Origin of the sequence: Tenacibaculum litopenaei, from assembly GCF_964514025.1 — a bacterium.
GTDB lineage: Bacteria > Bacteroidota > Bacteroidia > Flavobacteriales > Flavobacteriaceae > Polaribacter > Polaribacter litopenaei.
Genome location: NZ_CAZEQT010000006.1, coordinates 550,856 through 565,539, shown reverse-complemented (window position 1 = coordinate 565,539; position 14,684 = coordinate 550,856). Strand labels below are relative to the sequence as shown.

Below are 14,684 nucleotides of genomic sequence, written 5' to 3'. Positions count from 1 at the left end.
AAAAGTGTTGGGTCTAAATTTGACCCGACACTTTTTTTTTAAGCTTTTTGTAAAGGACTTATAATTTGTACATCACTAAAGGCTATTGCTCCTCTCACAACACCATCAATAGTAGATTTCAACGCTTCAATTAGTTGCATTTTGAGTTGTGATTTGTGGTAAATTAAACTCACCTCTCTCGCAGGAGGAGGCGTTTCAAATTCGCGTAAGTGTCTTTTGTCGTCTTCGTTTAAATCCAAGGTATTCAAATAGGGGAGTAGGGTCATCCCCAAGCCGTCTTTTGACAGTTTTATCAAAGTATCGAAACTTCCGCTCTCCAATTGGAAATGCTGAGTTTTATTGGTTTTATTTGTTCGGCATAAATTCAATACACTGTCTTTAAAGCAATGTCCATCCTCGAGGAGTAACAACTCATCCACATCCAGCTTATCTACTTGAATTTTCTTTTGTTCGAACAATTCGTGATCTTCTGGTATGAGTCCAATAAAGGGTTCGTAATACAAAACGCGTTCTTTGATTGCCTCATTTTCTAAAGGAGTAGCGGCGATAGCAGCATCAATATGGCCATCTGTCAGTTTGCGAACGATTTCTTCAGTCGTCAACTCTTCAATAATCAATTGTACTTTTGGATAATTTTTATTGAAGGTTTTTAAGAACATAGGAAGTAGTGTTGGCATAATGGTCGGAATAATTCCGAGCTTAAATTCACCACCTACATATCCTTTTTGCTGGTGTACAATGTCGATAATTCGATTACTTTCATCAACAATAACCTTCGCTTGTTCAACGATACGCCTACCCACTTCTGTGAGCTCTATTGGCTTTTTTGATCGGTTAAATATTTTAGCATCGAGTTCTTCTTCGAGTTTCTGAATTTGCATGCTCAACGTAGGTTGGGTAACAAAGCAATGCTCTGCAGCTACTGTAAAGTTTTTGTATTCGGCAACAGCTAAAGTATATTTTAGTTGTGTAATGGTCATTTCAATAATATTTTTTGATAAAGATATTAAAACAATCAATTAGATTTATACTTTAAGTGCGATTAATTGCAATAATTTTGTAGTAGAAAAAGTAACAATCTTAAAAATAAGACCATATGGAAACTACTGTGTTAGGCTTAGATAAAATAAAAACAGCAAACCTCGTAACAGAACTCAACGGGTTACTGGCTAATTTTCAAGTGTACTATCAAAATGCTCGAGGATTGCATTGGAATATTAAAGGAAAAAATTTCTTTGAGTTACATGCAAAATTCGAAGAGTTCTATACCGATGCTCAAGAAAAAGTAGATTTAATAGCAGAGCGAATTTTAACCCTACAAGGAACGCCATTACACACCTTTGAAGACTATATTTCTGTAGCAAAAGTGCCTGTAGGAAAGGGTATTTCTGATGATGTCGAAGCGGTACAGTTAATAGTAGCTTCCTTATCGGAACTCTTGAAAATTGAACGCGTTATTTTGGAGTTAGCAGATCAGGCAGACGATGAGGGGACAAATTCAATGATGAGTGATTTTATCGCAGAACAAGAAAAAACTTTATGGATGATGAATGCTTGGTTAGGCTAAGTTGTCCTTTTTGGGGGAAGTTAAAAAAGCAATGGTTACCATTGCTTTTTTTTATGGTAGGTACTCACTGATAATTTTGAGTCCGACTAACGCAATCAGCACTGCAGTAGCTCTTTTAATTTGAATAGAACTCAAGTATTTGGTACTACAGCTATTTCCAATCCATCCTCCTACAACTACGGCGAAAATAAGCCAGAGATGTTGATACGATGCCAACGTAAAACGCTGATTTGAAAATTGTCCCAAAATTCCACTGACAGAGTTTACAAAAATGAAGAGACTTGCAGTGGCAGCTATTTTTTTGGGTTGATTCCAACGAGTGAGGTGTAAAAGTGGTGCTAAGAAAATCCCTCCGCCAATTCCTACCATTCCAGACAAGAAACCTATAAAGCCACCGAGCAAGCTGTTTTTTACTAAGCGCTGTTTAACGGGGGCGTTGTAATTCTCTTTGCTGTAGGTGCTTCCACTGTACCACATAGTTAGCGAAGCTAACAGCAGTGTAGTTCCTAAAAGCAGGTAAAAAAAGCTGCGATTAATAGGCAAGTAGCCTCCTAAAAACGCCATAGGAACGCTAGTGCTTACCAAAGGAATAACCTGTTTCCAAGGGATCCATTTTCCTCGTTGATAATTGAATAAGTTACCGCTAACCACAGCGATATTGCAGAGTAAAGCTACTGAACGAATTTCAGTAAAGCTAAGAGCGGTAAGTGCTAGGATGGCTAGGTAGCTCGATCCTCCACCAAAGCCCACAGAAGAGTAGAACACTGCGATGATAAAAAATAAGAGCATTAATAGCCATTGATGGGTGAGTAGTTCTGTCAGTAGCAAGTTGTTATTTCTGTTGTTTTTCCAAAGTTACAAATTACAGTTTAATACGGGTTTGGAAACCTTCGTTTATTACTCAATTTTAGAAGTTAGTGTAAAATTGCGAGTAGTTAGTAGAATTTATAAGGATAATTATGTAGAAAATTGTAGTTTAGATTGTCAAATAGCTAAAATTATTTTACGATGAGTAATTATCATATAAAAAATTTAGAAGAATATTATCAAGTGTATAGAAAATCTGTAAGGAATCCTGAGTTATTTTGGGAGGAAGTCGCAGAGGAACACTTTGTTTGGAAAAAGCGTTGGGATCGGGTTTTGGACTACGATTTTTCAAAACCTGAAGTCAAGTGGTTTGAGGGAGCACAGCTCAATATTACAGAGAATTGTATTGACAGGCACTTGCCGAGTAAGGCTGACAAAACTGCCATAATTTTTGAACCTAACAATCCCGATGAACCGGCATTGCACATCAGTTATAGTGAATTGCACGAGCGAGTGTGCAAGTTTGCCAATGTGCTCAAATCAAAAGGTATTGGAAAAGGAGATCGCGTCTGCATATACTTACCCATGATTCCAGAACTCGCTGTTGCTCTGTTGGCTTGTGCTCGAATTGGAGCGGTGCATTCTGTGGTTTTTGCTGGTTTTTCAGCAACGGCCTTGGCGACAAGGATAAATGATTGTGAAGCAAAAATGGTCATTACAGCTGACGGTTCGTTTAGAGGGAATAAAACGATTGATTTAAAAGGAATCGTCGATGAAGCGCTTACGACTTGTGGTTCTGTAACTACGGTATTGGTTGCGAAGAGAATTGATACTGAAATTTTGATGGAGGAAGGACGTGATGCATGGTTGGCTCCTCTGTTAGAGACAGCTGAGAGCGATTGTCCTGCGGAAATTATGGAAGCAGAAGATCCCTTGTTTATCCTCTATACCTCGGGGTCTACCGGGAGCCCGAAAGGAATGCTACATACCACAGCAGGATATATGGTGTATACAGCGTATACCTTTAAAAATGTTTTCAATTATAAAGATGGAGATATTTACTGGTGTACTGCCGACATAGGTTGGATTACTGGGCATAGCTATATAGTGTACGGTCCGTTAGCGAACGGTGCCACGACTGTTATGTTTGAAGGAGTACCGAGCTATCCCGATTATGGACGTTTTTGGGAGGTAGTTCAGAAGCATAAAATTACGCAGTTTTATACGGCACCTACGGCCATTAGAGCCTTGGCTAAGGAGAATTTAGAGTTCGTGAATAGCTATGATTTGTCATCTCTTAAAGTGCTGGGAACCGTAGGAGAACCCATTAATGAGGAAGCATGGCACTGGTACAACGACAATGTAGGTAAGAAAAAAGCACCGATAGTCGATACCTGGTGGCAAACCGAGACCGGAGGCATGATGATTTCTCCTATACCTTTTGCGACGCCCACAAAACCCACCTATGCAACCTTGCCATTGCCAGGTGTACAATTAGCCTTAATGGATGAACAAGGTAATGAGGTCGTTGGAAACCAGGTGGATGGTCGTTTGTGTGTTAAGTTTCCATGGCCATCGATGGCAAGGACGATATGGGGAAATCACCAACGCTATAAGGATACCTATTTTTCTGCTTTTGACAATGCCTACTTTACAGGAGACGGAGCCTTACGTGACGAGGTGGGATATTACAGAATTACCGGAAGAGTCGATGATGTCATTATTGTTTCGGGGCACAATTTAGGAACAGCTCCTATTGAAGACGCCATCAACGAGCATCCGGCTGTTGCGGAAAGCGCTATTGTTGGAGTCCCCCACGATATTAAAGGAAATGCCTTGTATGGCTATGTGATTTTAAAAGAGACCGGAGAAGGTCGAAATCATGATAACCTCAGAAAAGAAATCAATCAAATTATCACAGAACACATTGGACCGATTGCTAAGCTTGATATTATTCAATTTACTCCGGGCTTGCCAAAAACACGCTCAGGTAAAATTATGAGACGAATTTTAAGAAAAATTGCTCATAATGAATTGGATAATCTGGGTGATATTTCAACCTTGTTGAATCCTGATATTGTTGAAGCTATAATCCGAGAAAGAATGACACCGTCGGTGCCTTAAACGATACTCCGGTTCATGAGTTCATCGTAAATCTCTTTACAACCTACGCCTTGAATACTAATTTTTTTATTAGTCTTTGAGGCTTTTTCAAATAGTTTGGCCAGAGAATTTAGGGAAGTTCTATCAATGGATGTTACCTCATCTATATTAATGATAACACTGGAGTGTTTTTTAAGATATGAGGTAACATTCTTTTTTACGTCTTTGCAGGTTTCTTGGTTTAAATTACCAAATAAACGTAATTCATTGCCGGTATTCGTTATTGTTAAGCTCATGGTATTATTGGTTAAGTTGTTAACAGTAAGTTATTTAACATTTCTTAACTTTCGCTTAAAATTTCGATAAACTGCAAATAGCTGTAGGTGAGTGGCTTATTTCTGCGGTTTATTCAGTATCTTTTTCCAGCTCAAAGAAACTAAACACATTTCCTCCATAGCGTTTCTCATGACTGTAATTGGGGTGTTCTGATAAATCTGTATGTTTGGAATGCTCAACGATTAAAATACCGTCTTCTAAAAGTAAAGAACGTTCAAAAACGAGGTTGACAATTTTTAAAAATTCTTCCTTACTGAAATCGTAAGGAGGATCTGCAAAAACGAGGTCGAGCTTTAACGGTGTACGCTCAAGAAATTTATAAACATCACTTTTGTAGGTGTGGATGTCCATAGCTAATTCAGTAGACGTCTGATTGATAAATTTAATACAAGCGTAGTGAGCATCTACGGCGTGGATTTCACTCGTGCCTCGAGAGGCGAATTCGTAACTGATATTACCAGTTCCGGCAAAGAGGTCCAAAACTTTTAGATTTTCAAAGTAGTACCAGTTGTTTAAAATATTAAACAACGATTCTTTAGCCATATCCGTAGTTGGGCGTACGGGTAAGTTTTTGGGAGCAGTAATTCTTTTGCTCTTGTATTTTCCTGAGATTATGCGCATTTAATTAAGTAATAAATAGGTTTGATGATTTTTGATATCATCTTCTCTTTCAAAAAATCGAGTAGTGCTTCGAATAAAATTGAGCGTTCTGACAAACTCATAGGTTATTTGATAGCGGGGATCCTCTTTGGTGATATTTCCCAAAAAGGTCACAGGAACGGATTCCGGGTCGAGTTGTAACTGTTCGGCTACAAACAAGATATAGTAAATAAAGTCTTCTTTGGTTTGGTAGTCAAAAGTATTGCATAACAACAATTGCTCTTCGCGAATCACTACAATATCCATACTACTAGCTGTGACATGCACAAAAAAGCAAGTTTCCTGAATAAGGTCTTTCGAGCTGGCAATGAGTTTGTCAATAAGTACCGTACTGTGGTGTTGAAATTCAAACTCACCAAAATTTTGAAAAATGAAATTGTTGACATTTACATAAGGGATGTAAACGGTATTTGCTTGGATAACCGGAAGTTCATCAAAGATTATGAAATCCGTTTGTAAGGTTTTTACGGTATAGTTAAGATAGGGGAGTAAATCATTTCTATCAAACAGGACCTCAGGAACAACGGTGCTTAAGTTATTTTGATGAATGGCATATACCTTGTCAAATTCTGTTTGTAAATCGGGATCGTCGGCGAAAATCGCGATCACCTTTTCCAAGAGCTGCTCGGGTGAACTCAAGGTTTTTTCGAAATTGTATGCAGTGTATGATAACACGGATTTGCTTTCGCTATCCGTAATACAAAAAGAAAATCCATCCAAACTAAATTGGATGGATAGATTTTTTTGTTGCGACGTTGCGCCAGTATGTTTAGTCCTTTTTCTCAAGGTTTTCTGCTTTATCATATGACGGAGGCCAGTTTCCTGCAGTAGTTACTTCTAATAATGATCCTACTGATACGAACTCTCCTTTTACCTGATCAGTTTCAATAGCTTCTAATTCTTGCTTTATTAATGAACTAGACAATCCTTTTAAGATAGGCTTCTTGCTTACTTTTGCTTCAAAAACAGATACCATTAAACCTGGTAATTTTTCGATTTTTGAAGTAGCTAAGTCAAACTGCTTGTCAGTTCCTGGTACGCTGAACATGTTTTCGAAGTCTCTTCCTGAGAAGTATTTTAATACCGGCTCATAACCTGTAGTATCTACCTGCTTAACAGAAACTTTGATTTTAATTCCACCACCTTTATCAACCTCTTCTTCACGGTTGCTAATTTCTGTGATCGCTAACTGTCCGTTTTTAACAAATTCGATTAATGAATCTTTACTGTTTGTATATTCTCCGTGTACTTGCTTGTATTTAACTTCGGCGTCTCGGATTAATTTTAAATTGTCGATAACCTTAACATAACGAGCAATCTTGTCTTTGTTAAAGTTAATAGGTTCCATGATCCCTTGATAAATTAAATATGCCAAGTATCCAGAGGCTGCTAATAATACAATAGATACTAAACCTCTCAATTTTAATGGAATGTATTTTACAATCACGATAGCTAATAGTATAGCAACGGCAACAGCTCCTAAAATCGTCAGTACTAAATTCATTTTTCTAATTTTTAATATATGATATTCGCAAATCTACAATTTTTTTTTAACCAAGAAAATTTTTAACTATAATTAGAGTTATCTTTGAATTTTATTTGAATTTATGATTGAATCCGCGCACAAATTTTACACGCAAGTCGTACAAAAGTTTCCGTATACACCTACCTACAAACAGAACGAATTACTCAGTGAGTTAACGAATTTTATTTTTAGTGAAGACGAACGAGCTATGTTCGTGTTAAAAGGATACGCAGGAACGGGAAAAACCACCACGATTAGTACAGTAGTAAACAATTTGTGGCGAGCAGGGAAAAAATCAGTGTTGTTGGCACCTACCGGACGCGCAGCCAAAGTCATTTCCGGTTATTCAGGGAAACAAGCTTTTACCATACACAAGAAAATTTACTTCCCCAAAAAGCAAGGAAATGGGGGCGTGAGCTTTGTTATGCAACCCAACAAACATACTGATACGGTATTTTTAGTAGATGAAGCCTCGATGATTTCTGACGAAAAACAACAGGCCAAGCTGTTTGAAAATGGTTCTTTGTTAGACGATTTAATTACCTATGTGTATCAAGGAAGGAATTGTAAGTTGGTGTTTATCGGTGATACCGCGCAGTTACCGCCGGTAAAATTGTCGTTGAGTCCGGCGCTTGATCCCGATACTTTAGGGTTTGAATACAACAAACAAATTACAGAAATAGAGTTGAATGAAGTGGTTCGTCAACAAGAAGATTCAGGTATTCTTTTCAATGCAACAGAATTGCGCTTATTGATTCAAGACGAGTCCGTAGATTTTCGATTTGATGTGAATTTCCCCGATGTAGTGCGTTTGCAAGACGGTTACGATATCCAAGATGCTATTACAAGTGCCTATGATGGTGATATAGGGGTAGAAGACACGGCAATCATTGTACGTTCTAACAAACGAGCCAATCAATACAACCAACAAATACGAACAAAAATTAGAGGTCAGGAAAATGAAATATCAACCGGAGATTATGTTATGGTTGTCAAGAACAATTATTTCTGGCTAAAAGATTCCTCTTCTGCTGGTTTTATCGCTAATGGAGATATCTGTGAAGTCATGCGTATCAAAGCCATCAAAGAGCTTTATGGTTTTAAGTTTGCTGAAGTGGAAATTAGGATGATTGACTATCCAGATATGAAACCTTTCGAAACTGTGTTGCTATTGGATACACTGACTAGCGAAAGTCCTTCGTTAACATATGAAGAGTCAAATCGTTTGTACCAGGCTGTAAAGGAGGATTTTGCCCATGAAAAATCGAAGTACAAGCAATTTATGGGGATAAAGAAAAACAAGTACTTTAACGCTTTGCAAATAAAATTTTCCTACGCCATGACCTGTCATAAATCACAAGGGGGGCAATGGAAAACCGTGTTTATAGAGCAGCCCTATTTACCAGAAGGCCCTTCTGTAGAATACCTGCGTTGGTTGTATACAGCAGTAACACGTGCTCAAGAAAAATTGTACCTCATAGGCTTTAAGGATGAATATTTTAACGATTAGTAGAAATGTTAGCATTTTGTTAATTTAACAAGTGAACCTCTTAAAAAAAGCTACATTTGTTGGGCAACCAAAATAGTAGTAATGAATAAAAAAGCCTTGTTATTGGGGATGCTGTGCCTGTTACAGGCCTCTGTATTTGCCCAAAAACCTTCAAAACTCAATTCAAATCAGATTTACGAAAAACTCCAGAAGCTCAATTTTTTAGGGTCTGCCCTGTACATTGCAGCACATCCCGATGACGAAAATACGCGATTGATTGCGTATTTAGCGAATAAAGTCAAAGCGAGGACGGCATATTTGTCATTGACAAGAGGTGATGGAGGACAGAATTTGATAGGGTCCGAAATTCGTGAATTGTTAGGAGTGATACGAACCCAAGAACTGTTGGCCGCAAGGGGCGTTGATGGAGGAGAACAACGCTTTTCCAGAGCAAATGACTTTGGGTATTCTAAGCACCCAGATGAAACTTTAGAGATTTGGGATAAAAAGAAAGTATTAGCAGATGTGGTTTGGGCCATAAGAACCTTCAAGCCCGATGTGATTATCAATCGTTTCGATCACAGAACTCCAGGAACTACACATGGACATCATACAACGTCAGCAATGTTGAGTGTCGCCGCTTTTGATATGGCAGCGGATAAGAGCAAGTATCCTGAACAGCTTAACCTTACGAGTACCTGGCAGCCCGAACGCTTATTTTTTAATACGTCATGGTGGTTTTACGGGTCTCGAAAAAACTTTGAAAAAGCAGACAAAAGCGCCATGTTGCGTTTCGATATTGGAACCTATTACCCGTTAAAGGGACTTTCCAACAATGAGGTAGCCGCTATTGCAAGTAGCCAACACCTATGCCAGGGATTTGGACGACTAACACGTCGTGGAAGTGAGGAAGAGTATATTGAGCACCTCAAAGGAAGTTTTCCCGAGGATAAGAATAATCTTTTTGACGGAATCGATACCACTTGGAATCGCATAAAGGGAGGAAGTGCTGTTGGAGAAATTCTGTATCCGATAGCTGACAACTTCGATTTTGTGCATCCTGAAAAACACGTTTCAGCATTGGTAAAGGCGTATGGAGTATTACAAGATTTGCCTGATGGCCATTGGAAACGCGTAAAGTCGAAAGAGCTAAAAGAGTTGATCGCTGCTTGTGCAGGATTATACCTCGAGGCGACAGCCGGAACCTCGTCTACAACACCGAACAGCACCATTACCATGAATGCGGAGTTGGTGAATAGAAGTACAACTCCGATGCGATTAAAAACGGTGACCATAGCGCCGACAGGAACTACCCTGAACAAAGACATCGTTTTGGAGAATAATCGACGTATCAATTTTAAAGAGACGATCAAACTAGGGGCAATTCCGTATTCAAACCCGTATTGGTTAAATGCTCCTTGGAGTTTAGGAATGTATGAAGTTCCACGTCAGGAGGATATTGGGAAACCGGAAAATGACCGTCCTGTACAAGTGAGTTTTACCTTAGAAATAGGAAAGCAACTCTTGACCTATACAAAAGATCTAGTTTACAGGTATTCGAGAAGAGATAAAGGAGAATTGTACGAACCTTTTGAAATCGTACCGGCCGTTACTACCCATATCGAGAATAAAGTAATTTTGTTTTCAGATGCCTCTGAGCAAAGCGTGAGCGTTGATGTACGAGCCGGAGCAAATAAGGTATCGGGTGAGCTTGAGTTGGACTTGCCAAAAGGATGGAAAGCAAGTCCTGAGAAGGTGAAGTTTGCGATTGCAAACAAAGGAGAAGTGCAAAAAGTCACTTTCCAGGTAACACCTACAAAAAATCAGTCAGAAGGATGGATACGAGCCATTGCAAAGAGCGAAGGAAAAACCTACGATAAAGAATTGGTGAGCATTGCCTATGAGCACATACCAAAGCAGACCGTATTACTCGACTCTAAAGCCAAAGTTGTTCGATTGGATATCCATAAAGAAGGAAAGCGTATTGGGTATATTCAAGGGTCAGGAGATGCCGTTCCGGAAAGTTTACGTCAAATCGGTTATACGGTAGATCTATTGGACTTACCTAGCTTAAATACCGAGATGTTGGTAAAGTTCGATGCGGTAGTGGTAGGGATTCGTGCCTACAATACAAAAAAAGAACTGAAATTCAAGCAAAAGTTTTTATTGGAATACGTAAAGAATGGAGGAAATTTAGTGGTTCAATACAACACCAACAGAAGAGTAGATGTAATGCCGCCTTATCGTATGCAACTATCGAGAGATCGCGTTACGGATGAGCAGGCCAGAGTAACTTTATTGGCAAAAGAACATCCTGTGTTGCAGTTTCCAAACAAAATAGCGGACAAAGATTTTGACGGTTGGGTGCAGGAGCGCGGATTGTATTTTCCGAATTCTTGGAGCCGAGAATTTCAACCAATATTAGCCATGAATGATAAAGGAGAAACTCCTAAAAAGGGAAGTTTACTCATTGCAAAATACGGAAAGGGAAATTATATTTATACAGGTTTGAGCTTTTTTAGAGAACTGCCTGCTGGAGTTCCGGGAGCCTATAAACTATTTGCCAATTTACTTTCCTTAAAATAAAAGAAAGTTCCTTTTCAAAAAAAAGACCGTTGCGCGTGCAACGGTCTTTTTTTTATTGTGGTTTAAAGAGGTTAATGGAAACGGTTGCGAGTTCAGAATTTGGGAATTTTCGGAAACTATTTTCTTGCGGAAGCAAGCCGATTTCTTTCATAGCTCGCATATACTCGTCTATTTCTATGATGTACTGATCAGAATAACCATGGGTAGCATCGTACGCAGTGGCAGCTGTGTGGCCTATGTTTTTAGCGACGAGTTCAGGTGGCGAGGTGTGTAATTCTATCAATAGTAAACCAAATTGATTGATATAAGGAGCCCATTTGCCAAAGTGTTCTTTTAATGAAGTATAAACGTCGTTGTTATTGAGTCGGACTCCTTTGGAAGCATAAGCTCCTGTGCTATTCGTAGTGCCCGGGGCCGATGCCGCTACTGGTGGCTCCCATACTCTGTTGTGATCTAGAAAAGTGCGTACGTTGAGCAAATCGGTTAGTGCAATTCCGTATTTTTCTTCCAAACTTTCAGATAAAGCTTTGGGGTTTCCGATATCTCCCCAAATAACTTTAGCCCAAATATCGGCTTGTACAAGGTTTTTACGCGTAATTTTCAGCGCTTCTTCATTGTAGTCAACACCAATGAGAAATAAAGGATGCTCTTCGAGCATCTGGCCGCGAAGGGTTTGATTTTCTATAATGGAAAAGAGGTGTTTAAGAAACGCTCCATTACCACAGCCTACATCGAGGATTCCTTTGGGCTGCTCTTGAATAGGCTTGTTAAACATATCGATAACGATGGTATCGATGACCTTAAAGTAAGCGGCATGAGCACCGCCGCTTCCCCATACATTCATTGCTCGATCTACGTGATTTTCAATAGCAGCTCCTTCTGATTGAAGTAGCGTGGGATTTCCGAAAATCAACTGATCCAGTTTTCGCAAAGTAGGAATGTACGATACCGTAACTCCGTATGCACTGGCACGTCTGGCAAAAAACAGCCCCGTATCGGTAAATTCGTATGATTTGCCTTTTTTTTCAAACCAACCAAAGGCACTGAGTATGTCTAATAAGCGGCCGAAATGATCGGGATCGCTGTGAAATTCTTCGGCCCGAAACTTGGTTTGCATAAAGTATTTGTGGAACATGTTATTCATGCCTAAAATTACCGCGGTTGGGCCTAGCATGATCCCTTCGATATGGGTTTTTATTTGTTGGTGAATGGCTTTGGTCAGGTCTGTCAGTTCGTCGATGTTTGCAAAGTCTCTTTGATAGTGTCCGTAAACTTCTTCAAGTTTTAAAAAGGGCGCTTTTTCAAACTTTCGGGTGTTGTATTGTTCCGTAAAAACCAAAAGCTCGAATGCCTTTTGGTATAATTGAAAAGCCTTGAAAGCGATGGTACTTTTTTCATTGACGCTGTAAGTAACCTCATTTTTTACAGGGTCTATTTTCATGTGAAGCCAACCTTGAGAGCTCAAGGTCCTCAAAGCTACATTGAGGTAGCCTTCATTGGCGTGAAACTCTCGACTAATATTGGAGAGGGTACATTCGCGGTGTTCTAAGAGGTATTCCGTAACTCCTTTTTGATAGAGTACGTAGGCAGACGGACAAGTTACGATACCGTCTAAATGTCTGAACAAAGCACTGCGGAGGGTTTTCTTTTCAGTTTTGGATAACATATAGGATATTTTTGTATTAAATATAACTATTTGAAGTTTAAGAAACTATGTGCTGTGTGCTAAATTTTAGATCAAGTTGTTCCGAAGGGGCAACAGCTGCGTATTGAATTCGGAGAGAATTCTTTGTTAAATTAATACCTGGAAAAAGAAATGGTGTAGATAACTTGTTTTTTGTAATGAACGGGAATCATATTGATGCAAAGGGCAAAAATATTTGGTTTTCTTGAGAAAATAGAAGTATTTTTAGGGAATGAACAAACTACGACTACTATTACTAGAAGACCTTGATAAAGAAGCAAATGACCTAATAGCCTTTTTGGAGGTGAATAATTACGAGGTCGTTCGCGTGTCTGATACTGAAAAAGCAGAAGAGGAAATTAAGAAAAGTACCTTTGATGTAATTATTCTCGATATCATGATACAAGGGAAACCTGACGGTATTGAATTGGCTAAACGAATCAATAAGAAGGGGATCAATGTACCGTTTTTATTCTTGACAAGTATGCAGAGTAAGGCCGTGTTTGACGAAGCTAAATTGACACACCCTATGGTGTATTTGTTAAAGCCCTATAACGAATTGGAGTTGCTGTATTCCTTAGAACTCGCTATTGAATCTTGTTACCAACAAGAAAATAGTATGAGCTTTGAAGATAAAGCAGCCGTATTAAGCCCTACTTTTTTGTTTATTAAAAAGAAGCGCAGTGTCGTAAAAGTGGATGTTAGTGGTATTAATTATATAGAAGTTAAGGAAAAATACTGTAGTATTCGTTGCGATGAGGAGCACTACCTCATAAAATTGTCACTGACCAAACTAAAGGAAATGTTATCCAATCCTGACTTCAAGCAAGTACATCGAAATTATTTGGTGAATATCAAAAAAATCAAAGAAATCTATTTTGAAGACAACTTGATAATTCTTGACGACGGTAGCAAAATTCCTTTTAGCGAACGCTATAAAAATGCCTTTATTAAAAATAATACGATATTCCGTTAAGCCTTTTGAGCAACGCACGTTGATTAGGCTAAGTTTCTGATGTCTAAAACAGTTCCGTTAGCGAGGGTGTTTTCTTTGTAGAGCTTCACGATTGTAGTGGCTACATACGACGGAGTGTACAGTTGTTGCTGCTGCTTTAAATCGATAAATCGCTGTACATTTTTAAAATCTTTTTCCGAAGTACTTCGTATTTGTGTTTGCATTTCGGTATCCACAACTCCCGGATACAGAGCAATACACGTTACTCCGTGAGTCAGCGCTTCCTGTTCAGCAGCTGTAGCTTTGGTCAGCATATCCAATGCTGCTTTTGAAGTGCAGTACACTGACCAGCCTTCATAGGGTTTGGTAGCTGCTCCTGATGAAATATTGATGATGTCTTTTCGGATGGCAAGTGCTTCAGTTTTTTTGATGAATAGGCTCGAAAGTACGAGAGGAATAGTCGTGTTTAGTGTCATCGTTTTTTGAATGTCCTCTGGCGCCAATTGGTCTAAAGGTTTAATGGTGCCGAGTCTTCCTGCGTTGTTAATTAATAGCAAGGAAGTCAGACTGGCTGCTGAAAGCTCATCCAATAGCTCAGTGAATCGGGTGCTTACCTCATCGAGTACCGATAGATCTATCTGAATGTGCCTAGCGCCATCAATTGCCGGAACTGTTCTTGATAAGATATATACTCGATAACCACTCTTTATGAATTCTTGTGCCAATGCACGTCCAATACCTTTACTACCTCCTGTGATAATTACTGCCTTCATGAGGTAAAGATAGCCAAAAAATGACTCAGGACTAGGTTAACACAAAAAATTCAACTCGTCGTAGGCTAGAAGCACTTGGTCGAAAGCTACCCTTTGTCTGAACTAAAATTGAGAAAAACACCTTGAAAACGGTCGTATTTTTACAGTGATGTTTTTCATTATTAGATTTTTAAATTGGTTTTTAGTTTAGGCTCTCTGC

Annotated in this window: 13 protein-coding genes; 5 read left to right on the top strand and 8 right to left on the bottom strand. The window is 39.0% G+C overall.

The window, feature by feature from the left end; all coding sequences use genetic code 11:
* Positions 1 to 38 precede the first annotated feature (38 nt).
* Positions 39 to 980 carry a LysR family transcriptional regulator gene (locus tag ACKTS5_RS11190; RefSeq protein ID WP_408043956.1) on the bottom strand — a complete coding sequence of 314 codons (942 nt, stop codon included), beginning with the start codon at positions 978 to 980 and terminating at the stop codon, positions 39 to 41.
* Between the two features lie 116 nt (positions 981 to 1,096).
* Between ACKTS5_RS11190 and ACKTS5_RS11185 the strand changes: the two genes are divergently transcribed.
* Positions 1,097 to 1,567: a Dps family protein gene (locus ACKTS5_RS11185; RefSeq protein ID WP_408043955.1), complete on the top strand. Its 471-nt coding sequence runs from the start codon at positions 1,097 to 1,099 to the stop codon at positions 1,565 to 1,567.
* A gap of 51 nt (positions 1,568 to 1,618) precedes the next feature.
* Here the strand turns inward: ACKTS5_RS11185 and ACKTS5_RS11180 are convergent, their stop codons facing one another.
* Entirely contained in the window at positions 1,619 to 2,395 is a 777-nt protein-coding gene (locus tag ACKTS5_RS11180; protein ID WP_408043954.1) for a sulfite exporter TauE/SafE family protein, read from the bottom strand.
* A 180-nt stretch (positions 2,396 to 2,575) separates the two neighbouring features.
* On the opposite strand from ACKTS5_RS11180, the gene acs reads away from it, so the two are divergent.
* Complete coding sequence (acs, locus tag ACKTS5_RS11175; RefSeq protein WP_408043953.1) at positions 2,576 to 4,498, top strand: acetate--CoA ligase; 1,923 nt, start codon at positions 2,576 to 2,578, stop codon at positions 4,496 to 4,498.
* On the opposite strand, the gene ACKTS5_RS11170 is transcribed toward acs, so the two are convergent.
* From ACKTS5_RS11170 to ACKTS5_RS11155, 4 genes are all read right to left on the bottom strand, one after another.
* The gene (locus tag ACKTS5_RS11170) at positions 4,495 to 4,773 is read right to left on the bottom strand and encodes an STAS domain-containing protein (RefSeq protein ID WP_408043952.1); all 279 of its coding nucleotides are present in this window, start codon (positions 4,771 to 4,773) and stop codon (positions 4,495 to 4,497) included. The genes acs and ACKTS5_RS11170 overlap by 4 nt on opposite strands.
* Before the next feature lie 109 nt (positions 4,774 to 4,882).
* On the bottom strand, positions 4,883 to 5,434 hold the full coding sequence (locus tag ACKTS5_RS11165; RefSeq protein ID WP_408043951.1) for an RsmD family RNA methyltransferase: 552 nt from the start codon (positions 5,432 to 5,434) through the stop codon (positions 4,883 to 4,885).
* Positions 5,435 to 6,259: a DUF3822 family protein gene (locus tag ACKTS5_RS11160; RefSeq protein ID WP_408043950.1), complete on the bottom strand. Its 825-nt coding sequence runs from the start codon at positions 6,257 to 6,259 to the stop codon at positions 5,435 to 5,437.
* Complete coding sequence (locus tag ACKTS5_RS11155) at positions 6,243 to 6,977, bottom strand: hypothetical protein (RefSeq protein ID WP_408043949.1); 735 nt, start codon at positions 6,975 to 6,977, stop codon at positions 6,243 to 6,245. The genes ACKTS5_RS11160 and ACKTS5_RS11155 overlap by 17 nt, the downstream gene beginning before the upstream one ends.
* Before the next feature lie 103 nt (positions 6,978 to 7,080).
* Here ACKTS5_RS11155 and ACKTS5_RS11150 point away from each other — a divergent pair, with 103 nt between their 5' ends.
* Positions 7,081 to 8,508 carry an ATP-dependent DNA helicase gene (locus tag ACKTS5_RS11150; RefSeq protein ID WP_408043948.1) on the top strand — a complete coding sequence of 476 codons (1,428 nt, stop codon included), beginning with the start codon at positions 7,081 to 7,083 and terminating at the stop codon, positions 8,506 to 8,508.
* An 81-nt stretch (positions 8,509 to 8,589) separates the two neighbouring features.
* Positions 8,590 to 11,073, top strand: a complete 2,484-nt coding sequence (locus ACKTS5_RS11145; protein ID WP_408043947.1) for a PIG-L family deacetylase — start codon at positions 8,590 to 8,592, stop codon at positions 11,071 to 11,073.
* 52 nt (positions 11,074 to 11,125) lie between these two features.
* On the opposite strand, the gene ACKTS5_RS11140 is transcribed toward ACKTS5_RS11145, so the two are convergent.
* Positions 11,126 to 12,739, bottom strand: a complete 1,614-nt coding sequence (locus tag ACKTS5_RS11140; protein ID WP_408043946.1) for a class I SAM-dependent methyltransferase — start codon at positions 12,737 to 12,739, stop codon at positions 11,126 to 11,128.
* A 250-nt stretch (positions 12,740 to 12,989) separates the two neighbouring features.
* On the opposite strand from ACKTS5_RS11140, the gene ACKTS5_RS11135 reads away from it, so the two are divergent.
* Positions 12,990 to 13,733: a LytR/AlgR family response regulator transcription factor gene (locus tag ACKTS5_RS11135; protein ID WP_408043945.1), complete on the top strand. Its 744-nt coding sequence runs from the start codon at positions 12,990 to 12,992 to the stop codon at positions 13,731 to 13,733.
* Between the two features lie 23 nt (positions 13,734 to 13,756).
* On the opposite strand, the gene ACKTS5_RS11130 is transcribed toward ACKTS5_RS11135, so the two are convergent.
* A complete protein-coding gene (locus ACKTS5_RS11130; RefSeq protein ID WP_408043944.1) occupies positions 13,757 to 14,485 on the bottom strand; it encodes an SDR family NAD(P)-dependent oxidoreductase in 729 nt (242 codons plus the stop codon).
* Positions 14,486 to 14,684 lie beyond the last annotated feature (199 nt).